The organism is Pseudomonas sp. GW821-FHT09E12, assembly GCF_059416085.1.
Genome location: NZ_JBWKOM010000001.1, coordinates 65,580 through 90,025, shown reverse-complemented (window position 1 = coordinate 90,025; position 24,446 = coordinate 65,580). Strand labels below are relative to the sequence as shown.

Sequence of the window (24,446 nt, the reverse complement as noted above, 5' to 3'; positions counted from 1 at the left end):
CCGCAGCAGGGGGGCTCGCGACGGCTGCAAACAGCGAAATGAGCGAGTGATCCGATCATTTTTGATCGGCTCGCCTCTTTCAAAATCGGCGGTGGATGAAGTCAGCTCAAAATACATGGCTACTTCAGACCATCCTTAGCGGCGGGCTGATTAGGCGCAAAAAACCGTACGCAAAACTTTTCGTTATACCGAATGCCTTTGCGTTTCAGTTTGTTAATTCGGAAACGGAATTTGCGTCGCTTTTCCGGCAGGCTAGAGTCTAAATCTCACAGCACATTGATGTGCCTCTTGCACGGATGCACGGAGACTGGCGGCCTTCCCCTCGTCACAGGCAGGCCGCCTTGAAACAGGGAGTGTTATGAACAAGCCGATCAAGAATATCGTCATCGTGGGCGGCGGCACTGCGGGCTGGATGGCCGCCTCGTACCTCGTCCGGGCGCTCCAACAGCAGGCGAACATTACGCTCATCGAGTCTGAAGCGATCCCCCGGATCGGCGTGGGCGAAGCGACCATCCCGAGTTTGCAGAAGGTGTTCTTCGACTTCCTCGGGATACCGGAGCGGGAGTGGATGCCCCAAGTGAACGGCGCGTTCAAGGCCGCGATCAAGTTCGTGAACTGGAGGAAGTCTCCCGACTCCTCGCGCGACGATCATTTCTACCATTTGTTCGGCAACGTGCCGAACTGCGACGGCGTGCCGCTTACCCACTACTGGCTGCGCAAGCGCGAACAGGGCTTCCAGCAGCCGATGGAGTACGCGTGCTACCCGCAGGCCGCGGCGCTCGACGGCAAGCTGGCGCCGTGCCTGCCCGACGGCACCCGCCAGATGTCCCACGCGTGGCACTTCGACGCGCACCTGGTGGCTGACTTCTTGAAGCACTGGGCCGTCGAACGCGGGGTGAAGCGCGTGGTCGACGAGGTCGTGGACGTTCACCTGAACGAGCGCGGCTACATCTCCAGCCTGTTCACCAAGGAGGGACGGACGCTGGAGGCGGACCTGTTCATCGACTGCTCCGGCATGCGGGGGCTCCTGATCAATCAGGCCCTGAAGGAGCCCTTCATCGACATGTCCGACTACCTGCTGTGCGACAGCGCGGTCGCCAGCGCCGTGCCCAACGACGACGCGCGCGAGGGGGTCGAGCCGTACACCTCCGCGATCGCCATGAACTCGGGGTGGACCTGGAAGATTCCGATGCTGGGCCGGTTCGGCAGTGGCTACGTCTTCTCGAGCAAGTTCACCTCGCGCGACCAGGCCACCGCCGACTTCCTCAACCTCTGGGGCCTCTCGGACAATCAGCCGCTCAACCAGATCAAGTTCCGGGTCGGGCGCAACAAGCGAGCGTGGGTCAACAACTGCGTCTCGATCGGGCTGTCGTCGTGCTTTCTGGAGCCCCTGGAATCGACGGGAATTTACTTCATCTACGCGGCGCTTTACCAGCTCGTGAAGCATTTCCCCGACACCTCGTTCGACCCGCGGTTGAGCGACGCATTCAACGCCGAGATCGTCTATATGTTCGACGACTGCCGAGATTTCGTCCAAGCGCACTATTTCACCACGTCGCGCGAAGACACGCCGTTCTGGCTCGCGAACCGGCACGACCTGCGGCTCTCGGACGCCATCCAAGAGAAGGTTCAGCGCTACAAGGCGGGGCTGCCGCTGACCACCACGTCGTTCGATGATTCCACGTACTACGAGACCTTCGACTACGAATTCAAGAACTTCTGGTTGAACGGCAACTACTACTGCATCTTTGCCGGCCTGGGCATGCTGCCCGACCGGTCGCTGCCGCTCTTGCAGCACCGGCCGGAGTCGATCGAGAAGGCCGAGGCGATGTTCGCCAACATCCGGCGCGAGGCCGAGCGTCTGCGCACGAGCCTGCCGACGAACTACGACTACCTGCGGTCGCTGCGTGACGGCGACGCTGGGCGGTCTCGCGGCCAGCGCGGGCCGACGCTCGCGGCGCAGGAAATCCTGTAGTGGAACGCACCTTGGACCGGGTATCCGCATTCGCGGCCACCCACGCTGCCGTGGCGGCCTGCGATCCGCTACAGGCGCGCTCGCTCGTTCTGCAGCTGCCGGGCCTGAACCGTAACAAGGACGTGCCGGGCATCGTCGGCTTGTTGCGCGAGTTCCTCCCGGCGCGCGGCGTGCCCTCCGGCTGGGGCTTCGTCGAAGCCGCCGCCGCGATGCGGGACATCGGGTTCTTCCTGGGGTCGCTCAAGCGGCACGGACACGAGCCCGCGGACGTGGTGCCCGGCCTTGAGCCGGTGCTGCTCGACCTGGCGCGCGCGACCGACCTGCCGCCGCGCGAGACGCTCCTGCATGTGACGGTCTGGAACCCCACGGCGGCCGACGCGCAGCGCAGCTACACCGGGCTGCCCGACGAAGCGCACCTGCTCGAGAGCGTGCGCATCTCGATGGCGGCCCTCGAGGCGGCCATCGCGGTGACCGTCGAGCTGTCCGATGTATCCCTGCGGTCGCCCGCGTTCGCGCAAGGGTGCGACGAGCTGGAAGCCTATCTGCAGAAAATGGTCGAATCGATCGTCTACGCGTACCGCTTCATCTCGCCGCAGGTCTTCTACGATGAGCTGCGCCCCTTCTACGAACCGATTCGAGTCGGGGGCCAGAGCTACCTCGGCCCCGGTGCCGTAGAAATGCCCCTCTTCGTGCTGGAGCACGTGCTGTGGGGCTCGCAATCGAACGACCAGGCTTATCGAGAATTCAAAGAGACGTACCTGCCTTACGTGCTTCCCGCGTACAGGGCGGTCTACGCTCGGTTCTCCGGAGAGCCGGCGCTCATCGACCGCGCGCTCGACGAGGCGCGAGCGGTCGGTGCGCGGGACGAGCACGTCCGGGCTGGGCTGACAGCCCTCGAGCGGGTCTTCAAGGTCCTGCTGCGCTTCCGGGCGCCTCACCTCAAGTTGGCGGAGCGGGCGTACGAAGTCGGGCAAAGCGGCCCCACAATCGGCAGCGGGGGGTACGCGCCCAGCATGCTCGGTGAACTACTCACGCTCACGTATGCCGCGCGGTCCCGCATCCGCGCCGCGCTCGACGAATCCTGATGCGCGCGACCAAGTGTTATCTCACAAGGAGAGTTTGCCCCCATGACTCAGAAGAGCCCCGCGAACGGACACGATAGCAACCACTTCGACGTAATCATCCTCGGCTCGGGCATGTCCGGCACCCAGATGGGGGCCATCTTGGCCAAACAACAGTTTCGCGTGCTGATCATCGAGGAGTCGTCGCACCCGCGGTTCACGATCGGCGAATCGTCGATCCCCGAGACGTCTCTCATGAACCGCATCATCGCCGATCGCTACGGCATTCCGGAGCTCGACCACATCACGTCGTTCTACTCGACGCAACGCTACGTCGCGTCGAGCACGGGCATCAAGCGCAACTTCGGCTTCGTGTTCCACAAGCCCGGCCAGGAGCACGACCCGAAGGAGTTCACGCAGTGCGTCATTCCCGAGCTGCCGTGGGGGCCGGAGAGCCATTATTACCGGCAAGATGTCGACGCCTACTTGTTGCAAGCCGCTATTAAATACGGCTGCAAGGTCCACCAAAAGACTACCGTGACCGAATACCACGCCGATAAAGACGGCGTCGCGGTGACCACTGCCCAGGGCGAACGGTTCACCGGTCGGTACATGATCGACTGCGGAGGGCCCCGCGCGCCGCTCGCGACCAAGTTCGGGCTCCGCGAAGAACCGTGTCGCTTCAAGACGCACTCGCGCAGCCTCTACACGCACATGCTCGGGGTCAAGCCGTTCGACGACATCTTCAAGGTCAAGGGGCAGCGCTGGCGCTGGCACGAAGGGACCTTGCACCACATGTTCACGGGCGGCTGGCTCTGGGTGATTCCGTTCAACAACCACCCGCGGTCGACCAACAACCTGGTGAGCGTCGGCCTGCAGCTCGACCCGCGGGTCTACCCGAAAACGGACATCTGCGCGCAGCAGGAATTCGACGAGTTCCTCGCGCGATTTCCGAGCATCGCGGCGCAGTTCCGGGACGCCGTGCCGGTACGCGACTGGGTCAAGACCGACCGCCTGCAGTTCTCGTCGAACGCCTGCGTCGGCGACCGCTACTGCCTGATGCTGCACGCGAACGGGTTCATCGACCCGCTTTTCTCCCGGGGGCTGGAGAACACCGCGGTGACCATCCACGCGCTCGCGGCGCGCCTCATCAAGGCGCTACGCGACGACGACTTCTCCCCCGAGCGCTTCGAGTACATCGAGCGCCTGCAGCAAAAGCTTCTGGACCACAACGACGACTTCGTCAGCTGCTGCTACACGGCGTTCTCGGACTTCCGCCTATGGGACGCGTTCCACAGGCTGTGGGCGGTCGGCACAATCCTCGGACAGTTCCGGCTCGTGCAAGCCCACGCGAGGTTCCGCGCGTCGCGCGACGAGGGCGACCTCGATCACCTCGACAACGACCCCCCGTACCTCGGGTACCTCTGCGCGGACATGGAGGAGTACTACCAGTTGTTCAACGACGCCAAAGCCGAGGTCGAAGCCGTGAGCGCCGGGCTCAAGCCGGCGGAGGAGGCCGCGGCGCGGATTCACGCCCTCATCGACGAGCGAGACTTCGCCAAGCCGATGTTCGGCTTCGGGTACTGCATCACCGGGGACAAGCCGCAGCTCAACAACTCGAAGTACAGCCTGCTGCCGGCGATGAAGCTGATGTACTGGACGCAAACCAGAGCGCCGGCAGAGGTGAAAAAGTACTTCGACTACAACCCGATGTTCGCGCTGCTCAAGGCGTACATCACGACCCGCATCGGCCTGGCGCTGAAGAAGTAGTCGGCCGATGAACGACATTCAATTGGATCAAGCGAGCGTCAAGAAGCGTCCCCCGGGCGTGTACGACGCGACCACGCGCCTGGCCGCGAGCTGGTACGTCGCGATGCGCTCGGACGACCTCAAGGACAAGCCGACGGAGTTGACGCTCTTCGGCCGTCCGTGCGTGGCGTGGCGCGGAGCGACGGGGCGGGCCGTGGTGATGGACCGCCACTGCTCGCACCTGGGCGCGAACCTGGCTGACGGGCGGGTCAAGGACGGGTGCCTCCAGTGCCCGTTTCACCACTGGCGGTACGACGAGCAGGGCCAGTGCGTTCACATCCCCGGCCACAGCCAGGCGGTGCCCCGGCTGGAGCCCGTGCCGCGCGGGGCGCGCCAGCCGACGTTGGTCACCGTCGAGCGATACGGCTACGTGTGGGTCTGGTACGGCTCCCCGCAGCCGCTGCACCCGCTGCCCGAAATCGCCGCGGCCGACGTCGACAACGGCGACTTTATGCACCTGCACTTCGCGTTCGAGACGACGACGGCGGTCTTGCGGATCGTCGAGAACTTCTACGACGCGCAGCACGCGACCCCCGTGCACGCGCTCCCGGTCTCGGCCTTCGAGCTCAAGCTCTTCGACGATTGGCGCCAGTGGCCGGAGGTTGAGTCGCTGGCCCGGGCGGGCGCGTGGTTCGGTGCCGGGATCGACTTCACAGTGGACCGGTACTTCGGCCCCCTCGGCATGCTGTCGCGCGCGCTCGGCCTGAACATGTCGCAGATGAACCTGCATTTCGATGGCTACCCCGGCGGGTGCGTCATGACCGTCGCCCTGGACGGAGACGTCAAATACAAGCTGCTCCAGTGTGTGACGCCGGTGAGCGATGGCAAGAACGTCATGCACATGCTCATCTCGATCAAGAAGGTGGGCGGCATCCTGCGCCGCGCGACCGACTTCGTGCTGTTCGGGCTGCAGACCAGGCAGGCGGCGGGGTACGACGTCAAAATCTGGAACGGGATGAAGCCGGACGGCGGCGGCGCGTACAGCAAGTACGACAAGCTCGTGCTCAAGTACCGTGCGTTCTACCGGGGCTGGGTCGACCGCGTCGCGAGTGAGCGGTGATGCGTGAAGCCGAGCCGGTTTTGGCCGCGTCGCTGCGCCAGGCGCTCGCGAAGCTGGCGAGCGGCGTCACGGTCATCACGGCGTACGGCGCGGCGGGCCCGCTTGGGCTCGCGGCCACCCGCTGCGTGTCGGTGTCGCTCTTGCCGAGGTATTCATGACTATCTGGCTGTTGCAACTCGTGCTGGTGATCGCGCTCTGCAACGTCTGCGGCCGCATTGCCGAACGGCTCGGCCAGTGCGCGGTCGTCGGCGAGATCGCGGCCGGTCTGCTGTTGGGGCCTTCGCTGTTGGGCATGATCGCACCGAGTTTCTACGACCTGTTGTTCGGCCCAAGTGCGCTGTCAGCGATGGCGCAAGTCAGCGAAGTCGGCCTGATACTGCTGATGTTTCAGGTCGGTCTGCATATGGAATTGGGCGAGACGCTGCGCGGCAAGCGCTGGCGCATGCCCGTCGCGATCGCAGCGGGCGGGCTCGTCGCACCGGCCGCGATCGGCATGATCGTCGCCATCGTCTCGAAAGACACGCTCGCCAGCGACGCACCGGCGCTGCCCTATGTACTCTTCTGCGGTGTCGCACTTGCGGTCTCAGCGGTGCCGGTGATGGCGCGCATCATCGACGACCTGGAGCTCGGCGCCATGATGGGCGCACGGCACGCAATGTCTGCCGCGATGCTGACGGATGCGCTCGGATGGATGCTGCTTGCAACGATTGCCTCGCTATCGAGCGGGCCTGGCTGGGCATTTGCGCGCATGCTCCTCAGCCTGCTCGCGTATCTGGTGCTGTGCGCGCTCCTGGTGCGCTTCGTGGTTCGACCGACGCTTGCGCGGCTCGCATCGACTGCGCATGCGGCGCGCGACCGCTTGGCCGTGTTGTTCTGCTTCGTAATAGCGTCGGCACTCGCGACGTCGCTGATCGGATTCCATAGCGCATTTGGCGCACTTGCGGCGGCGCTGTTCGTGCGGCGCGTGCCCGGCGTCGCGAAGGAGTGGCGCGACAACGTCGAAGGTTTCGTCAAGCTTGTGCTGATGCCGGTGTTTTTCGCGTATGCGGGGCTGCATGCGTCGATCGGCACGATCGACGACGCAGCATCATGGATATGGTTCGGTGTATTCCTCGCGGGCGGATTCATCGGCAAGTTCGGCGGCAGCTATCTGGGCGCGCGTGCCACCGGGCTTGCGCCACACGATGCGATGCTGGTGAGCTCGTTGATGAATACGCGCGGCTTGATGGAGCTGATCGTCCTGTCAATCGGTCTGCAGATGCAGATCCTTCCGCCAAGGGTCTACACGATCCTCGTGGTGTTCGCGCTGGTGACCACGGCGCTGACCGCACCGTTGATTCGATTCACGCTGCGCGTGCAATCGCGCGCAATGAGCCAACAGGCTGCCTGAGCCAGCTTGAGGGGAGAGATCACCATGAATGCCGCCACCGAAACCAAGGCTCACGATTTGCTCGATGCCGAGGGCCGCGGTGTCCGCGAACTGCGCAACTTGCTGGGGCAGTTCGCTACCGGTGTGACCGTGATCACCACGCGCACCGCTGACGGCCGCAACGTCGGTGTGACCGCCAACTCGTTCTCCTCGCTGTCGCTGTCGCCGGCGCTGGTGCTCTGGAGCCTGGCACGCACGGCACCGAGCCTGAAGGTTTTTTGCTCGGCGAGCCACTTCGCCATCAACGTGCTGGGCGTGCACCAGCACCACTTGTCGGAGCAGTTCGCACGGGCAGCCGCTGACAAGTTCGCCGGTGTAGCTCATTCCTATGGCAAGGCGGGAGCCCCGGTGCTGGACGATGTGGTGGCAGTGCTGGTGTGCCGCAACGTCACCCAGTACGAGGGCGGTGACCACCTGATCTTCATTGGCGAGATCGAACAATACCGATACAGCGACGCAGAACCGCTGGTCTTCCATGCAGGCCAATACCGGGGGCTGGGGAGCTGGAACAGAAGGTGCTCTTAAGCTCGAATAGCCCGGTTTGTGTGATCTTTTGGCGGGAGGGGGCACTGATCTTCGTCTGGATTGCGTAGTGGCCGCAGTTCACCTCGGGCGACTTCTTCCGGTACCGCAAAGAAGTACTGCCCCAACATATTGATGTGCTCGAAGATCAGCGACGACAACCTAGCCAGATCCTCGTCCTGTACCGGGTAGCCGTGCTGTTTTAACTGTAGTGGTCCAATGAAACCGGACACCCATTTAGGCGAGAATGCTCGCCAGATAGAGGTGTCTGATGACCAAGCAACGTCGTTCATTTTTCGCACCGGCAACTGAAGCAATGCCACCGCTCCCCGATCTGGCGACTGCCGTCGGGGAGCGCTGCCTTCATTGGTTTATCTTCAGCCGTGCCGCCAGAACTTTGGTTGTCATTCATCGATGGCAGGACTCAGCCAGAATCGGTCCTTCAAGGCGTCTACAAAAAAGGGACGATTCACAGGGCCAACCAGACTAAAGCTTGCCGTCTTTGGGAGAGATTGGCGTTGGTAGCTCCCCAATCCCGACCTTTCTGTCAATTGTCCGCGGACAATGGCGGGGTACGAGGCGGGATCATGCGCTTCGTACCAGTCGACTCAAACGCTGAAGCCAAACGCAGCAGCGTCGAGTCGTCATAGGCACGGCCGGCAAAGGTCAGTCCAACCGGCATGCCGATGTCCGGCATAACGCCCATAGGCACTGTGACTGTGGGCACGCCCAGGTGCCGGATGGCGAGGTTGCCGTTGGCGACCCAGACGCCATTGCTCCAGGCGATGTCCGCTGACTGCGGATCCCGATTTTCCACACCCGGTCAGACTATCGTGACCGGTCATTAGAGGGGCACTTTCGTTGCCGACTGGTAATGGGTTAACGACTACCCCGATAGTTGTATGTACAGCCACCGGTCTACTTTTTACTCTTCTCTCTGTCTTGTTCCCAATGCCTGACCGTACTAGGTGTGGGGCGATTTAAAACATAATTAAAGCTTTGATGACTGCGAGGGGCGCTATGGTTCCGCATGCAAGTAACTGCTCTTGTCTTTCCTGAAGGTAATAATTAGAAAGTTAGCTCACTACTCATTTACACGTCATGGTGCCGTTGCTACAGACAACGCAAGCACCATGAAAAATGCTGGCAAACGTTTACCTTTCGGATGCGAGTGCGGCGCGGCTAAAGGCGTTTTTACATAAAGGCATCGCTTTACTTGAATCTAAAATCCCGATGTAAGAACGCCCTTGGTCGAAAGCGCTTCAAGCTAGTGCTTGGGAAATTTCCTACAAGTTGCCGGGATAAATCCTTCGCTTCCAGTGAAATGGAATTGCCAGAATTTTCCCCTCAAGTCATTGGCAGAGTAACTGGCGAGATGTGCTCCCCTAGCGTCCTGGTTTTAGAAGAACAAACGTTTCAGCGTGGCGCGTTAGTTACGGCTCTCCAGCATCTGGGGGTCGACGATATTTTGCAGGCGGATGACAGCGAGCGGGCCCTGACGCAAATATACCGGGCGGGAGGCGTTGACATTGTGCTTTGTGACCTGAGCAATACGGCCGTCGACTGTCTGGACTTTCTGACCCAGGTCGCAGAGAACGGCATGGCTCGTGCGGTTGCGCTGTGCAGCGAGCTGAAGCCGGAATTGCGCCGTGCAGTCGAACAGATGACCTGCCTTTCGGGGTTGCAGATGCTCGGCGTCATGAGCAAACCCACGCAGCTGTATACATTGCAGGAAATCCTCAGTCGCTATTCTCGCCGGCGGCCGGCACCGGACGTCGAGTCGTCGCCTCACTCCAGGCTTCCGAGCGAGGAGGACGTGCGGCGGGGCCTGGCCCAGGGGGAGTTCAAGGCCTGGTTCCAACCCAAGTTCGATTTGAAAACTTCCGCGGTGGCCGGGGCAGAGGCGCTGGTGCGTTGGCAGCACCCGGTCAGAGGCCTGTTGTTGCCCAAGGACTTTCTGGCGGCCGTATTGGCCTATGACCTGATCGACGAAATGCTCAAGCAACTGTTGGAGCAAGGGATGAGTTTGCTGAATGCCTTGCGCCGATCCGGTCTGAGCCTGGAGTTGGCGTTCAACCTTCACGCCTCGCAATTGGCCCGCAACGACCTGATCGAGCACATTGAACATCTGTTGAAGCGTCACGGTTTCCCAGGATGGACGTTGTTGTTCGAAGTGGCTGAAAACGGCTTGCTGGATGTTCCTCGCACGACATGGGAAAACCTTCAACGCCTGCGCATGCTGGGGTGCGGTCTGTCGATTGATGATTTCGGCATGGGCTTTTCATCGTTGACGTTGCTCAGCCAACTGCCGTTCAACCAGCTCAAGCTCGACGGCCAACTCGTCCGATCCATCGAGGACCCACGGACCCATGCGCTGGTCACCAGCACCGTGGCACTGGCCCGCGCGCTGAACATGAGCCTGGTGATCGAAGGTGTCGGTAGCCACGTTATCCGCGACGGATTGGTGGAAATGGGGTGTTCATTTGGCCAGGGCTTCCACCTGGCGCGTCCGATGGAGGCCCAGAGGTTCCTGCGGTGGTTGCAGGAATCTGATTCACCCGTTTGAAAGCGTCAGTCTCGGTTCCTCAAACAGCTCGATATAACTGCCTGATTACTGAGTGATCCGGGCAGCATAAACCGGTGATTTGTTCCATACTTTTTTGATGCATGGCCCATTTCGTCACTGGTATTTTCCTGTGCGTATTGCAGTGAGGTTCAAATGCATAAAGCGTTGATTGTAGACGATCATCCATTCATTCGGGCGACGGTGAAGGTGTTGCTTGAGCGTGAGCAATTCGAAGTCGTTGCCGAGGCCGACAATGGCGCCGATGCCGTGCAAATGGCTCGCAAGTATGAGCCGGAACTGATCCTGCTGGATATCGCCATGCCCAGCCTCGACGGTCTGGAAGTCATCAATCGGATCAGTGCTCTGAAACTGTCGAGCAAGATCCTGGTGTTGACCTCTCAGTCCGCGGCGTTTTATGCCATGCGCTGCATGAAGGCGGGTGCTGCCGGCTATATTTCGAAAACCGATGAATTGAGCGAGCTGAGCAAAGCGATCAAGGCGCTGATGGCCGGCTATACCTTTTTTCCCAACCTTGCCGGAAACTCCGTACGCCGCAGCGATATCGACTCCACCGAACTGGAGATGATCCGCGGACTGTCCGATCGAGAGCTGGTCATTTTGCAGCAACTTGCCCGGGGCCTGAGCAACAAGGAAATCGGTGATGCCATGCTGTTGAGTAACAAGACCGTCAGTACCTATAAAACCCGCCTCATTGAAAAGCTCAATGTGAAGTCGGTGGTGTATCTGGCCGACTTTGCCAAGCGCAATAACCTGATTTAGATGAAAATTCTTCTGCGTTGCTTTGGGCTGGCCGCCTGTTTGCTCGGTCAGTTGGGGAGTGTTTCGCCGGCACAGGCTGCGGTGCAAACCCTGAACCTCTTTGGTCGTTCGAATGGTGAACTGCCTTCGGTCGTTCTGGATGAGGCGCACTGGCGCTGGTTGCGCGATAAAGGATCACTGCGCCTGGGGGCATCGCTGCCGGACAGCGCGCCCTTCGGCATGATCACCGGGGGCCAGGATTACGAGGGCATCACGGCCGATTATGCCGCGCTGCTGGCCGGCATGTTGCACATCAGGATCGAAGTGCTTCGTTATGATTCCCGAGCCGAGGCGATGCGGGCGCTCAGGGACGGTGAACTGGATCTGGTGGGCACCGTCAACAGTTTCGATGGGACAGATCAGGAGCTGGTGCTCACCAGTCCCTATGTGCAGGCACCGTCGGTGCTGGTGACGCGCAGTGGCACCAGCAAGCTGCTGGCGCCAGACCTGGTCGGCAGCCGGCTTGCCATCGTTGATCACGTCCAGCCGACGGATGCGGTCACCGCGAACTACCCCAAGGCTGTGTTGCAGTTGCACTCATCGGCCCAGAGCGCGATTGGCGCCGTGGCATTCGATCAGGCGGATGCTTATCTGGGCGATGCCGTCAGTACGCATTATCTGGTCGGCAAATACTTCCTCAATGACGTCTACCTGACGACGTTGTCGGGCGTGTTCAGCACGCATTTCTCGTTCGCCCTGAATCAACGCAACAGTCAGCTGCTGCATATCATCAATGCAGCGCTGGAGGTGATTCCGATCAGCGATCGCATGACGATTCTGCGTCGGTGGGGAGCAGGGGACCTCAACGTTGCCGGCCTTGACGCGCTTCAGTTCACCGCAGCCGAACAACGCTGGATACAAAAACATCCTCGCCTGACCGTGGCCGTCAATGACAGTCTTCCGCCTGTCTCCTTTTTTGATGAGCAGGGTGAATTCCGGGGTATCGGCGCCGAGGTGCTGGCCAAGGTCAGCCAGCGCACCGGTCTGAAATTCGATGTCCTGCGCAGCAGCTCGATGGAGAAGTTGATCGAGCAGATCCGGGCCGGCAATGCGGATCTGATCGCGGCCTTCACCCCCAGCACTGTCCGTGAAGGCGAACTGCGGTTCACCCGGCCTTATCTGACCAGCCCGTTTGTCCTGATCACGCAGGACGGGGCGGGCAGACCACAATCGCTGGAAGGCATGGTTGGCAAGCGACTGGCGATGCGGCGCGGCAATGCGCTGAGCGAGTACATTCGTGAGCAATTCCCGGGTATCCGGTTGGTCGAGACAACGACGTCAGCCGAGGCCTTGGCGTCGGTGGACAAAGGCGAAGCGGACGGTGCACTCAATTCGCTGATCAACGGGCGCTACATGATTCTGCGGCAGTACCGCGACCGTCTGCGGGTGGCTAGTGTGGTCGGTCCGCTGTCGGCACCGACCGGGTTCGCCACCGATCGTGGGGCGCTGGAGCTGTACTCGATTCTGGACAAGGCCCTGCAAAGCATTCCTCCGGAGGAACTGGATGAACTGACGAGCCGGTGGCACCACGACGTGGTGATCGATAACGACAGCTGGCTGCACCATCGCTCGGCGGTCATCCAGGGGTTTGTCATTTTCGCGCTGTTGCTGATTCTGGCGCTGGTGTGGATCGTTCATCTGCGCAAACTGGTGTCTATCCGTGTAAAGGCCGAACGGGCGCTCAATGATCAGATGGAATTCATGAGGGCCTTGATCGATGGAACGCCCCATCCGATTTACGTGCGCGACCGTGAAGGTCGACTGATCAGCTGCAACTCGGCCTATCTGGACGCGCTGGGCCTGCCGCGCGAAGCCGTGATGGGCAAGCGTCTGATCGACAGCCCGGTGGTTGGGCGTTCCGATGCTCAGACGTTCCAGGCCGAATACGTCAAGGTCATGGAGAGCGGCACGCGATGGCTCCAGGATCGCACCTACATCCACACCGATGGCGTGGTGCACACGGTGTATCACTGGATGCTGCCGTATCACACCAGTGAAGGCGTGGTGATGGGCATCATTGCCGGCTGGATCGACATCAGCGACCGTCAGCGCCTGATGGAGCAATTGCAGAATGCCAAGAAAAGCGCCGACGACGCCAACCGGGCGAAAACCACCTTTCTGGCGACCATGAGCCATGAAATCCGCACGCCGATGAATGCCGTGATCGGCATGCTCGAACTGGCGATGAAGAAGGCCGATCAAGGCATCATGGACCGGTTCGCAATCGAAGTGGCCTCAGGTGCGGCCCGGGGGTTGCTGGATCTGATAGGCGACATTCTCGACATCGCACGAATCGAATCCGGCCGCCTGTCCCTGACCCCGGAACGGGCCAGCCTGCGTGAGTTGGTCGAATCGGTGGTGCGCATGTTCGAAGGTGTGGCGCGGCAGAAGGGGGTGCGGCTGTTGCTGGATTTCGACCTCAAGGCCAGTCGCGATGTCCTGATCGATCCCCTGCGTTTCAAACAGATCCTGTCCAACCTTCTGAGTAACGCGATCAAGTTCACCGACGAGGGCGAAGTGCGTTTGAGCGTTCAGACTGTACTCGGCGTGTGCGGCGAGCGCCTGGCGATTCATGTCCAGGTGAAGGATTCGGGCATCGGCATTTCGGCCGAAGATCAGGCGCTGTTGTTCAACCCGTTCGGCCAGGCCCGCAATAATCATCAGTCGGCGCGGGGTGGTTCGGGGTTGGGGCTGGTCATCAGCCGCACCTTGTGTGAAATGATGGACGGGCAATTGCACCTGACCAGCGTGCCGGGCAAGGGCACACAGATTGATATCCGCCTTGATCTTCTGATCCTGCAACCTGTGCCCGCTGCCGAGTCGCCTGCGGCCGTGCTCACGGATCAGGCGAGTGTGCTGAATATTTTGGTGATCGACGATTACCCGGCCAACCGATTGCTGCTCTCTCAGCAACTGTCTTACCTCGGTCACAGCGTCAGCGACGCGGAGGACGGCGCCCATGGCCTGCGCGCCTGGCGCAATGGCCATTTCGATGTGGTGATCACCGACTGCAACATGCCGGTCATGAACGGTTATGAATTGACGCGGGCCATCCGTGACGAAGAAAAGTCCTCGGGGGCCGAGCCTTGCTTGATCCTCGGCCTGACCGCCAATGCTCAGCCAGAGGAAAGAGACCGCTGTCTGGCAGAGGGGATGGACGACTGCCTGTTCAAACCGATCAGCCTGGGTGACCTGAGTGCCCGACTTGCCTCGGTGCAGTCCGGAGTGGAGCCATCTACGCATGGCGCCCTGAGCCCTGTTGTCGAGGGCGAGATCAATCTGAGCAGCCTGCAGCAATTGACCCATGGTGATCACAACGCAATCAGGAAATTGCTGGGGAATCTGGCCAGCAGTAATGAAGAGGATATGTTGCGGCTCATCAAGCTGTTCGGCGAGCATGACTTGTCGGGGCTTTCCGGTCTGGCCCATCGGGTCAAGGGCGGGGCGCGGCTCATCAAGGCCGGCAGTCTGATCCTGTGCTGCGAGCAGTTGGAAACCGTCTGTATGGGGGCTGACTCTGCCGCCCTGACAGAAGCGGTGGATGCGTTGCAACAAGCGATGGAGCAATTGGCGCAGACGCTGGAGCGGCACATGGCTGATCCAGACGCTGTCGAGATAGGGGCCGGCATCGCCGTCGATTAGACGCCGGTCGCGACTTTGGGAAAAGTCCTACATTGACAAGGAATTTTCCTAAAGATGCCCGCTGGCCAAGCCCGGACAATTGGCTCATTCCCTTTCTTGTGAGCTGCGTCCATGTCCATGCTCCCTTTGCGTATTCTGGTTCTTGGCGACACGGCATCCGGTGCTTCAAGGGTGGCCAACAGGCTGCGACAAGCCGGTTGCCAGGAAGTTTTTGTTGCCACCGAGAGCGTGCAAGCCCTCGCGATCCTCGAACAGACCGGTCCAGTGGATATTACGCTGTGCGACTTGCGCATGGAGAATGCGGGCGTCCTGGACTTTCTGCAGGGGATGGACCGATTCGGGTGGTTGGCAGGATCGATCATCATCAGCAGCACACTATTGGCCGATGCCAGCAGTGTGCTGGGGTCATTGGTTTCGCTTTTGGGCATGGCGCTGCTGGGCGATGTCAGCAAGCCTTTGCAGCCCGGGGCATTGCAGCTATTGCTGGCCAAGCACTTGAACGAACCCATCAATGAATCGGGCGTGCTGCCTGTCGTACCGGCCACCGAAGAAGAGGTTCGTCGGGCCCTCGCCGGCCATCAGTTGCACACCTACTTTCAGCCCAAGTTCAATCTGCGGACGGGGGATGTATGCAGTATCGAAGCGCTGGCGCGCTGGCACCATCCCTTCAAAGGTGTCTTGCCGCCCTCGGTGTTCATGCCGGTTATCGAGCGTTGCGGATTGCTGGATGAGTTGCTGTTCCTTCAATTGGAACAAGGGCTGAAGCTCCAGCGCCAGGCCCTCAATCAAGGGTTTGCCCTGAATGTCGCGTTCAATCTGCATGCGGGGCAACTGGTCAACCCGGACCTCACGGGCCGGATTCAGACCATATTGGCGGCTCATGATCTACCCGGTTCCGGGCTGACCTTCGAGCTGACCGAAACGGGGTTGCTCGAAGCGCCGGCCATCAGCCTGGAAAGCCTGGTGCGACTGAGAATGATGGGGTGCAGCCTGTCTATCGATGATTTCGGCGCCGGTTTTTCTTCGTTGCAGCGGCTGTGTCAGTTGCCGTTCAACGAAATCAAACTCGATGGCGAGTTCGTGCGTGGTCTCAAGCACGAGCCGCGCCGTCGCGCAGTTATCAGCAGCACATTGGCACTGGGCGAGGCGTTGGGCATGTCGGTGGTGGTGGAAGGAATCGAAACCGAAGAACAACGCAAAGTGCTGTTGGAACTTGGCTGTAAACAGGGGCAGGGCTACTTGTGCGCGCGACCGATGTCGGCGGCCAGTTTGTTGAATTGGCTGGATCTTCAGCGGGGGGCAGAGGCCAGTTATTGAGCGGCTTATTCAAGTACGCAATGCATGAGTACATTTGGAAAACGCATAACGCCAAAGACATTTATTACATGTTCTTTGGCGTTTTTTTATGGGCGGATTTCTGATGTTTGTTAGCTAGGAAATTTCCTACAAACAGCAGGAAATTTCCTAGCTTAATCCGTAGGGACAGTCGAGAAAATACGCTCACTTGATTCCATTGTGCTGCTTGTTTGCTACGTGAAGCGAAGTTCGAGTCTTGTCGATTACTGACAGGATTCGATGCTTGCCGGCAAGGTCCTGGATCCGCAATCGAATTGAAGGCGAAAGTCATCACGCCATGGATGACGCGTATTTCGGAGGTTGGCTCTCGCCAAATTTACAAATGAACAAAATTTACTCTGTGGTTTGGAACGCTTCGATCGGTTGCTGGGTAGTTGCTTCGGAACTTGCCAGCAAGAAGACAAAGAGTGGGTCGGCGGGGCAGCGTAAGCGGGGGGTTAACCTACTTTTTGTACTGAAGGGGAAATCGCGAGCGTTGAGTGTGCTCGCGGTGGCTTTGAGTCTGACTGTTGGATGGTCTGAGCCAGGGTACGCATGGCTGTATTTTGCTAACAGTTCTGCTAGTTCCTGCACCGGCACCGCTACTGGTACCGTGGGTCGGACTGCCGTCTCGGGGGCAATTGTAGATCCGACTGCCGGCTCTGGCTCTTATATAAACGTTGCCGGTTGCAATTCATCCGCTGGATCCTTCGATGGAGCCACTATTTTTGGCAGCTTTTCTACCGTGACCGGGCTCGGTGGAACAGTAGTCGGATACTCTGCCAACGCCGTCAAATGGGCCACTGCGATAGGGTTGGAGTCCAATGCATCGGGTACTGCAAGTATCGCTTTGGGTTACGGTAGCGTTGCGAATAAGACTAATAGCGTGGCCATCGGTGGTTCCGCCGGGACCGGCACTACTTCGCTTACAGTAGTACAGTCCACCACAGCGTCCGGCGCGGGTGCCGTTGCCATTGGTAGTAACACCACCCGTGGGGCCCAGGCTGGGGCCAACGATTCTATCGCTCTGGGTGGTCAATCAACGGTGTCGGCGACTGCTACTTCCAGTGTTGCAATTGGGCTTCTAGCATCCGTAACCGGCACCGCCACCAACAGCGTGGCTATAGGTAAGGGGGCAACCACCAGTTCGGCTTCGTCCGTGGCAATCGGTGATAGCGCGCTGGCCCAGGGTGGCAAAGCCGTGTCGATCGGTGCCGGAAACACTGCGACGGGGAACGGTGCAGTGGCTATCGGAGATCCGAACGCCGCCACGGGCACAGGGGCTGTCGCTATGGGTGCCGACAACACTGCGAACGGCCAAGGGGCTGTCGCGCTGGGTAACACCAATACGGCCACTGGCCAAGGTTCGGTAGCACTGGGAAATACTAGCAATGCGGCTGCAGCAGGCGCCGTGGCGCTGGGCGATACCGCAATGGCTAACAATACCAACGATGTGGCGTTAGGTTCGAAGTCAACTACAGCTGCACCGCATACCGGTACTACTGCGCAATTTGGTGGTATTGCAGCTGGCGTGGAAGCAGCAGCTTCGACCAATGGTGTGGTGTCGGTGGGTGCGGCAGGTACTGAGCGCCAGATCCAGAACGTTGCGGCAGGCGTGATTTCTGCCACCAGCACCGACGCAATTAACGGCTCTCAGCTGAATTCGGTCGTCACCGGCGTCAACAATGTGGGCACAACAACCGCCAGCACGTTGGGCGGTGGCGCGACCTATAGTCCGGCGACCGGCAATATCAGCGGCTTCAGCCAGCCGATCAACAGTATCAGCGCTACCGGTGCAGTGACCGGGCCTACGGCGCAGGCGAATGTTGCATCTGCCTTGACAGCGCTCAACACCAATGTGAATAACACGGCCAATATCGCAGTCAAATACGATGCCACCGGCGGCACCAGGATCACTTTGGGTGCGACTGGCGGCGCCGGAGCAGGTGTTCCGGTGACGATCACCAACCTGGCACCGGCGACATTGAATGCCACCAGTACTGATGCGGTGAACGGGTCGCAGCTGTTTGCCACCAACACCACCGTTAATAACATCAACAACGGCGCAGGTATCAAATACTTCCACAGCAACTCGACCCTGGCCGACAGCACCACCACAGGTACCGACAGCGTCGCAGTGGGACCTGTCGCCAGCTCCACGGCTACTAACGCTGTAGCCCTGGGCAAGGGCGCTACGGCAGGATCGGCTGACTCTGTGGCCCTGGGCAGCGGCGCTTCCGCCACTGGCACGACGCTGGCCAATGCAGCTTACGGTGTCGGCGGGGCGGCGACGGCGGGTGGCGAAGTGAACATCGCCAACGGCGCCGATGGCCGGCGCATCACTGGCCTCGCTGCGGGCTCCAGCGCAACCGATGCGGTCAACGTCAGTCAGCTCAACCTGATCGGTCAAAGCGCAGCAATAGGTCTGGGCGGCGGCGCACAACTCGATCCAGCCACCGGCGTATGGACGGCACCAAGCTATTCCACCAACAGCATCGACGCGACCGGTAGCAACACCGGTCCGTTGGTCAGCAGCAACGTCGGCGCAGCACTGAACAACCTCAATACCAGCGTGACCAACACCGCAGCCGTGGCGGTGAAATACGACGATGCCACGACCAAATCGCAGGTGACCTTCAACCCGTCGGGCACCTCGGTGACGTTGACCAATGTCGCGGCCGGAACCTTGAACGCTACCAGCACCGACGCGGTGAATGGCTCGCAATTGTTCGCGACCAACCAGACCGTCGACAACATCGTCAACAACGGTGCCGGCATCAAGTATTTCCACAGCAATTCGGTTCTCGCCGACAGCACCGCGACGGGCCAGGACAGCGTGGCCATCGGCCCGCTCGCGAGCGCGACCATTGCCAATGGTGTGGCGCTGGGCTCCAACTCGTCCGCCACGGGCGCGACATTGGCCAACGCGGCTTATGGTGTCGGCGGGGCGGCGACAGGTGGTGAAGTGAACATCGCCAACGGCGCTGATGGCCGGCGCATCACCGGTTTGGCGGCCGGCAGTTCGGCGACAGACGCAGTCAATGTCAACCAACTGAACAAAGCAGGCCAAGATACCGCGATCGCCCTGGGCGGCGGCGCAGCACTTGACGCGACCACCGGAGCATGGACAGCCCCTAGCTATTCCACCAACAGCATCGGCGCAACCGGTGCCAACACCGGTCCATTGGTCAGCAGCGACGTCGGTGCAGCGCTGAGCAATCTCAACACCAGCGTGACCAACACCGCTGCTGTGGCGGTGAAGTACGACGATGCTTCCACCAAAACCCAGGTGACCTTCAACCCGGCGGGCACGGCGGTGAAGTTGACCAATGTCGCAGCCGGTGCGTTGAACAGCACTAGCACCGATGCAGTTAACGGCTCGCAACTGTTCGCGACCAACCAGACCGTCGACAACCTCGTCAACAACGGTGCCGGCATCAAGTATTTCCACAGCAATTCGGTTCTCGCCGACAGCACCGCGACGGGCCAGGACAGCGTGGCCATCGGCCCGCTCGCGAGCGCGACCGTTGCCAATGGTGTGGCGCTGGGCTCCAACTCGTCCGCCACAGGCACAACGTTGGCCAACGCGGCTTACGGCGTCGGTGGCGCCGCGACGGGTGGTGAAGTGAACATCGCCAATGGCGCTGATGGCCGTCGCATCACCGGTCTTGCCGCCGGTTCCAGCGCAACGGATGCGGTGAACGTCAGCCAGCTCAATCTGATCGGGCAAAGCGCGGCACTGGCTTTGGGCGGTGGTGCTCAACTCGATCCAGCCACCGGTGTGTGGACGGCACCGAGTTATTCGACCAACAGCATCGGCGTGACCGGCAGCAACGCTGGTCCGCTGGTCAGCAACAACGTCGGCGCGGCACTGAGCGACCTCAACACCAGCGTGACCAACACCGCTGCCGTGGCGGTGAAGTACGACGATGCTTCCACCAAGACCCAGGTGACCTTCAACCCAGCGGGTACCGCGGTGAAGCTGACCAATGTCGCGGCCGGTAACTTGAACAGCACCAGCACCGACGCAGTGAACGGCTCGCAGCTGTTCGCAACCAACCAGACCGTCGACAACCTCGTCAACAACGGCGCTGGGATCAAGTATTTCCACGGCAATTCGACCCTCGCTGACAGCAGCGCGACGGGTCAGGACAGCGTGGCCATCGGCCCACTCGCGAGCGCGACCGTTGCCAATGGTGTGGCTCTCGGCTCCAATTCGTCCGCCACTGGCACAACTTTGGCCAATGCGGCTTATGGTGTTGGCGGTGCGGCGACAGGTGGTGAAGTGAACATCGCCAACGGCGCCGATGGTCGTCGTATTACTGGCCTTGCCGCCGGTTCCAGCGCGACCGATGCCGTCAATGTCAGCCAACTGAATAAAGCAGGGCAGGATACGGCGACCGCTCTGGGCGGCGGTGCAGCGCTTGATTCGAACACCGGTGCATGGACGGCACCGAGTTATTCGACCAACAGCATCAGCGTGACCGGCAGCAACACCGGCCCGCTGGTCAGCAACAACGTCGGAGCAGCGCTGACCTACCTCAATACCAGCGTGACCAACACGGCGGCTGTGGCGGTGAAATACGACGATGTCACGACTAAAAATCAGGTGACCTTCAACCCGGCGGGTAGCTCGGTGAAGTTGACCAATGTCGCGGCCGGAACCTTGAATGCCACCAGCACCGACGCGGTGAATGGCTCGCAGCTGTTCGCGACCAACCAGACCGTCGACAACCTCGTCAACAATGGCGCTGGCATCAAGTATTTCCACAGCAATTCGGTTCTCGCCGACAGCACCGCGAGCGGCCAGGACAGCGTGGCGATGGGGCCGGCCGCTGTTTCCAGTGGTGCCAACAGCGTTGCGCTGGGCAATGGCGCTGCTGCCAGCTTTGACAACAGCATCGCCTTGGGCGCCGGTTCATCCGCCACAGGTGCGACACTGGCCAACGCGGCTTATGGCGTCGGCGGGGCGGCGACGGGGGGCGAAGTGAACATTGCCAACGGCGCCGACGGCCGTCGCATTACCGGTCTTGCCGCCGGTTCCAGTCCGACGGATGCGGTCAACGTCAGTCAGCTCAATCTGATCGGCCAAAGCGCGGCACTGGCTTTGGGCGGCGGCGCACAACTCGATCCAGCCACTGGCGTATGGACGGCGCCCAGTTACTCCACTAACAGCATCGACGCGACAGGCAGCAACACCGGGCCTTTGGTCAGCAACAACGTCGGTGCAGCGCTGACCAACCTCAATACCAGCCTGACCAACACCGCTGCCGTGGCGGTGAAATACGACGATGCCGCGACTAAGAATCAGGTGACCTTCAACCCGGCAGGTACGGCGGTCAAGTTGACCAATGTCGCGGCCGGAACCTTGAACGCTACCAGCACCGACGCGGTGAATGGCTCGCAGCTGTTCGCGACCAACCAGACCGTCGACAACCTCGTCAACAACGGTGCCGGGATCAAGTATTTCCACAGCAATTCGGTACTGGCCGACTCGCAAGCCACAGGTCTGGACAGCGTAGCCATCGGCCCACTCGCGAGCGCGACCGTTGCCAATGCTGTGGCGCTGGGCTCCAACTCGTCCGCCACGGGCGCGACATTGGCCAATGCGGCTTACGGCGTCGGTGGCGCCGCGACAGGTGGTGAAGTGAACATCGCCAATGGCGCTGATGGTCGTCGTATTACTGGCCTGGCTGCCGGTTCCAGCGCGACCGATGCCGTCAACGTCAGCCAACTGAACAAAGCAGGCCTAGACACCGCGACCGCCCTGGGCGGCGGTGCAGCACTTGATGCAACCACCGGCGTATGGACAGCGCCCAGTTATTCCACCAACAGCATCAGCGCAACCGGTGCCAACACCGGCCCGCTGGTCAGCAGTAACGTCGGCGCAGCGTTGAGCAATCTCAATACCAGCGTGACCAACACGGCAGCCGTGGCGGTGAAATATGACGATGCCGCGACTAAAAATCAGGTGACCTTCAACCCGGCGGGTAGCTCGGTGAAGTTGACCAATGTCGCGGCCGGAACCTTGAATGCCACCAGCACCGACGCGGTGAATGGCTCGCAGCTGTTCGCGACCAACCAGACCGTCGACAACCTCGTCAACAACGGCGCGGGCATCAAGTACTTCCACAGCAACTCGGTATTGGCCGACTCGCAAGCCACAGGTCTGGACAGCGTTGCCATCGGGCCACAGTCCATTGCCGCTGGCGCCCATTCGTTCGCCGTCGGCTCGGGCGCCAACGTGACGGCTGATGGCGGTCTCGCGCTGGGGCATCTGAGCCAGGCTCAGGTGGCGGGTGGTATCGCACTGGGTGAAGGTTCGGTTGCCGACCGTGTCCTGGCGCCGACGACAGGGTCGATTGCAGCCGGCAGCGGGGCGATCATCTACGACACTTCGGATGCCACCTTGCTTGGCTCGGTTTCGGTGGGCAAGGCCGGCAGCTACCGGCAAATCACCAACGTGGCGGACGCCACCGACGATCACGATGCCGTGACCCTGCGTCAACTGACCGGTGCGATGGGCTCGTTGAGCTCAACCGGCACCCTGTACTTCCACGCCAATTCGACGAACCCGGTGGACTCGCTCGCCAGCGGCGCGGAGTCGATCGCTGTCGGTCCGGGCACCGTGGTCAATGGCGACAACGGCATTGGTCTTGGCAATCAGGCCAAGGTCGGTCAGGCCGCCGTCGGTGGCATCGCCATCGGTCGCGATACCCAGGTGTTACTGGCGTCCGGCATCGCTGTGGGCAGCGCGGCTCAGGCAGCGGCGGAGCAATCGGTTGCGTTGGGCGCCGGGGCCAGTGCCAGCCACGCCATGAGCGTGGCGCTGGGTTCGAGTTCGCTGACCACGGTCGGCGCCGAGACGGGTTACAGCGCCTATCGACTGGCAGCACCGCAGACGTCAGTTGGTGAGATCGGCATCGGCACGGCACTGGGCAATCGCAAGCTCACCGGGCTGGCGGCTGGCTCGCAGGACAACGATGCGGTCAACGTGGCTCAACTGAAAGTGGTCGGCGATCAGGTGGATCAGAACACCACGGACATCACTAACCTCGGCGGTCGAGTCGGAGGGCTTGAAACCCTGATCGGCGCGGGCGGTGGCATCAAGTATCTGCACGTCAACTCGACCAAGGCCGACTCCGCCGCCACCGGCACTGACGCCATGGCGTTGGGTGCCCAGGCCCAGGCCTCGGGCAATGGCTCGGTGGCGATGGGCGCCAGTGCTACGGCGTCCGCCGATGGCAGCGTCGCGGTGGGCAGCGGTTCCAGTGATGACGGACGCGGTGCAGAAACCTACAGCGGCAAGTATTCGGGGGCGAATAACGCGACCGCGGGCACGGTGTCGGTGGGCAATGCCACCACCGGTGAAACCCGAACGGTCAGCAACGTTGCCGACGGCAAGGACGCCAAGGATGCGGTCAACGTGCGCCAACTCGACGGTGCGGTGGCTGAAGCCAAGCAATACACGGACGACTCGATTGCCAATCTGGGGGCGAATGCAGGTCAGCAGGAGGGCCGCATTACCGCCGTCGCAGACGATGTCTCCAACATCAAGAACGGCACCGACGGCATGTTCCAGGTGAACAACCGCAGCGCGGCGGCCAAACCGAAAGCCACAGGTGTCGACTCGATCGCCGGGGGGGCGGGAGCGGTGGCTTCGGGCAACAACAGCGCGGCGGTCGGCACAGGGTCTCAGGCCACCGGGGAAAACTCGGTTGCCCTGGGTAACGGGGCCAAGGCTTCGGCCAGGAATGCCACGGCACTGGGTGCCAACTCGGTGGCGGATCGCGACAGCAGCGTGTCGGTCGGCAGCACTGGCAATGAGCGGCAGATCACCCACCTCGCGGCGGGTACCCACGGCACGGATGCGGTGAACCTCGACCAGTTGACCCGAAGCGTGGCGGACATCACCACCAGTGCCAATGCCTACACCGACCAGCGCTATAGGGAGCTGAAAAACGACCTCAAGCAGCAAGACGAAATTCTCAGTGCGGGGATTGCCGGTGCGATGGCCATGGCCAGTCTGCCGCAGTCGTACTCGCCGGGTTCCAGCATGACAGTGGCGGCGGTAAGCAGTTACCGCGGTCAGTCGTCGCTCGCTTTCGGTGTATCGCATATGTCCGGCAATGGCCGGTGGGTGACCAAGTTGCAGGGCAGTACGGATACCCAGCGCAAAGTGGGGGTGGCGGTGGGGATCGGTTATCAGTGGTGATCCGCAGATGGGT

The 24,446-nt window shown here is 61.1% G+C and carries 12 protein-coding genes and 4 pseudogenes; 14 read left to right on the top strand and 2 right to left on the bottom strand.

Going from position 1 to position 24,446, the window contains the following annotated elements:
• Positions 1-358: 358 nt before the first annotated feature.
• From prnA to AC07PQ_RS00305, 7 genes are read left to right on the top strand one after another with little or no spacing between them, the layout of a single operon-like run.
• A complete protein-coding gene (gene prnA / locus AC07PQ_RS00335; protein WP_493184806.1) occupies positions 359-1,975 on the top strand; it encodes a tryptophan 7-halogenase PrnA in 1,617 nt (538 codons plus the stop codon).
• Positions 1,975-3,060 (top strand): monodechloroaminopyrrolnitrin synthase PrnB, encoded by a 1,086-nt coding sequence (prnB, locus tag AC07PQ_RS00330; protein WP_493184807.1) that lies wholly within the window; start codon positions 1,975-1,977, stop codon positions 3,058-3,060. Before prnA ends, prnB begins: the two co-directional genes overlap by 1 nt.
• Positions 3,061-3,102: 42 nt before the next feature.
• Complete coding sequence (gene prnC / locus AC07PQ_RS00325) at positions 3,103-4,806, top strand: monodechloroaminopyrrolnitrin halogenase PrnC (protein WP_493184808.1); 1,704 nt, start codon at positions 3,103-3,105, stop codon at positions 4,804-4,806.
• Positions 4,807-4,813: 7 nt separating this feature from the next.
• Positions 4,814-5,905: an aminopyrrolnitrin oxygenase PrnD gene (prnD, locus tag AC07PQ_RS00320; RefSeq protein WP_101338135.1), complete on the top strand. Its 1,092-nt coding sequence runs from the start codon at positions 4,814-4,816 to the stop codon at positions 5,903-5,905.
• Positions 5,905-6,063, top strand: coding sequence for a flavin reductase (locus AC07PQ_RS00315; RefSeq protein WP_493184809.1), 159 nt, complete (start codon positions 5,905-5,907; stop codon positions 6,061-6,063). The genes prnD and AC07PQ_RS00315 overlap by 1 nt, the downstream gene beginning before the upstream one ends.
• The gene (locus AC07PQ_RS00310; protein ID WP_493184810.1) at positions 6,060-7,295 is read left to right on the top strand and encodes a cation:proton antiporter; all 1,236 of its coding nucleotides are present in this window, start codon (positions 6,060-6,062) and stop codon (positions 7,293-7,295) included. Before AC07PQ_RS00315 ends, AC07PQ_RS00310 begins: the two co-directional genes overlap by 4 nt.
• Before the next feature lie 24 nt (positions 7,296-7,319).
• Positions 7,320-7,859, top strand: coding sequence for a flavin reductase family protein (locus AC07PQ_RS00305; protein WP_493184811.1), 540 nt, complete (start codon positions 7,320-7,322; stop codon positions 7,857-7,859).
• Here the strand turns inward: AC07PQ_RS00305 and AC07PQ_RS00300 are convergent.
• A pseudogene (locus tag AC07PQ_RS00300) lies at positions 7,856-8,065 on the bottom strand (Tn3 family transposase); the annotation flags it as partial. The gene AC07PQ_RS00305 and the pseudogene AC07PQ_RS00300 overlap by 4 nt on opposite strands.
• 338 nt (positions 8,066-8,403) lie before the next feature.
• A pseudogene (locus AC07PQ_RS00295) lies at positions 8,404-8,658 on the bottom strand (amidase); the annotation flags it as partial.
• A gap of 522 nt (positions 8,659-9,180) precedes the next feature.
• Between AC07PQ_RS00295 and AC07PQ_RS00290 the strand changes: the two are divergent.
• From AC07PQ_RS00290 to AC07PQ_RS00260, 7 genes and pseudogenes are all read left to right on the top strand, one after another.
• Entirely contained in the window at positions 9,181-10,422 is a 1,242-nt protein-coding gene (locus AC07PQ_RS00290; protein ID WP_493184812.1) for an EAL domain-containing response regulator, read from the top strand.
• Positions 10,423-10,575: 153 nt separating this feature from the next.
• Positions 10,576-11,202, top strand: coding sequence for a response regulator (locus tag AC07PQ_RS00285; protein ID WP_493184813.1), 627 nt, complete (start codon positions 10,576-10,578; stop codon positions 11,200-11,202).
• The gene (locus AC07PQ_RS00280; RefSeq protein ID WP_493184814.1) at positions 11,203-14,883 is read left to right on the top strand and encodes a transporter substrate-binding domain-containing protein; all 3,681 of its coding nucleotides are present in this window, start codon (positions 11,203-11,205) and stop codon (positions 14,881-14,883) included.
• Between the two features lie 111 nt (positions 14,884-14,994).
• Positions 14,995-16,200 (top strand): EAL domain-containing response regulator, encoded by a 1,206-nt coding sequence (locus AC07PQ_RS00275; RefSeq protein ID WP_493184815.1) that lies wholly within the window; start codon positions 14,995-14,997, stop codon positions 16,198-16,200.
• A gap of 316 nt (positions 16,201-16,516) precedes the next feature.
• Positions 16,517-19,306 (top strand): annotated as a pseudogene (locus AC07PQ_RS00270) (ESPR-type extended signal peptide-containing protein); the annotation flags it as partial.
• A 228-nt stretch (positions 19,307-19,534) separates the two neighbouring features.
• Positions 19,535-19,639 (top strand): annotated as a pseudogene (locus tag AC07PQ_RS00265) (hypothetical protein); the annotation flags it as partial.
• Positions 19,640-19,654: 15 nt separating this feature from the next.
• Complete coding sequence (locus AC07PQ_RS00260; RefSeq protein ID WP_495072384.1) at positions 19,655-24,433, top strand: YadA-like family protein; 4,779 nt, start codon at positions 19,655-19,657, stop codon at positions 24,431-24,433.
• The last annotated feature ends 13 nt before the right edge of the window (positions 24,434-24,446 follow it).

Coding starts and splice junctions, on each gene's coding strand:
- prnD (WP_101338135.1), top strand. CDS start 4,814: ATGAACGACATTCAATTGGATCAAGCGAGCGTCAAGAAGCGTCCCCCG.
- AC07PQ_RS00290 (WP_493184812.1), top strand. CDS start 9,181: ATGGAATTGCCAGAATTTTCCCCTCAAGTCATTGGCAGAGTAACTGGC.
- prnC (WP_493184808.1), top strand. CDS start 3,103: ATGACTCAGAAGAGCCCCGCGAACGGACACGATAGCAACCACTTCGAC.
- prnA (WP_493184806.1), top strand. CDS start 359: ATGAACAAGCCGATCAAGAATATCGTCATCGTGGGCGGCGGCACTGCG.
- AC07PQ_RS00315 (WP_493184809.1), top strand. CDS start 5,905: ATGCGTGAAGCCGAGCCGGTTTTGGCCGCGTCGCTGCGCCAGGCGCTC.
- AC07PQ_RS00310 (WP_493184810.1), top strand. CDS start 6,060: ATGACTATCTGGCTGTTGCAACTCGTGCTGGTGATCGCGCTCTGCAAC.
- AC07PQ_RS00285 (WP_493184813.1), top strand. CDS start 10,576: ATGCATAAAGCGTTGATTGTAGACGATCATCCATTCATTCGGGCGACG.
- AC07PQ_RS00305 (WP_493184811.1), top strand. CDS start 7,320: ATGAATGCCGCCACCGAAACCAAGGCTCACGATTTGCTCGATGCCGAG.
- AC07PQ_RS00280 (WP_493184814.1), top strand. CDS start 11,203: ATGAAAATTCTTCTGCGTTGCTTTGGGCTGGCCGCCTGTTTGCTCGGT.
- AC07PQ_RS00275 (WP_493184815.1), top strand. CDS start 14,995: ATGTCCATGCTCCCTTTGCGTATTCTGGTTCTTGGCGACACGGCATCC.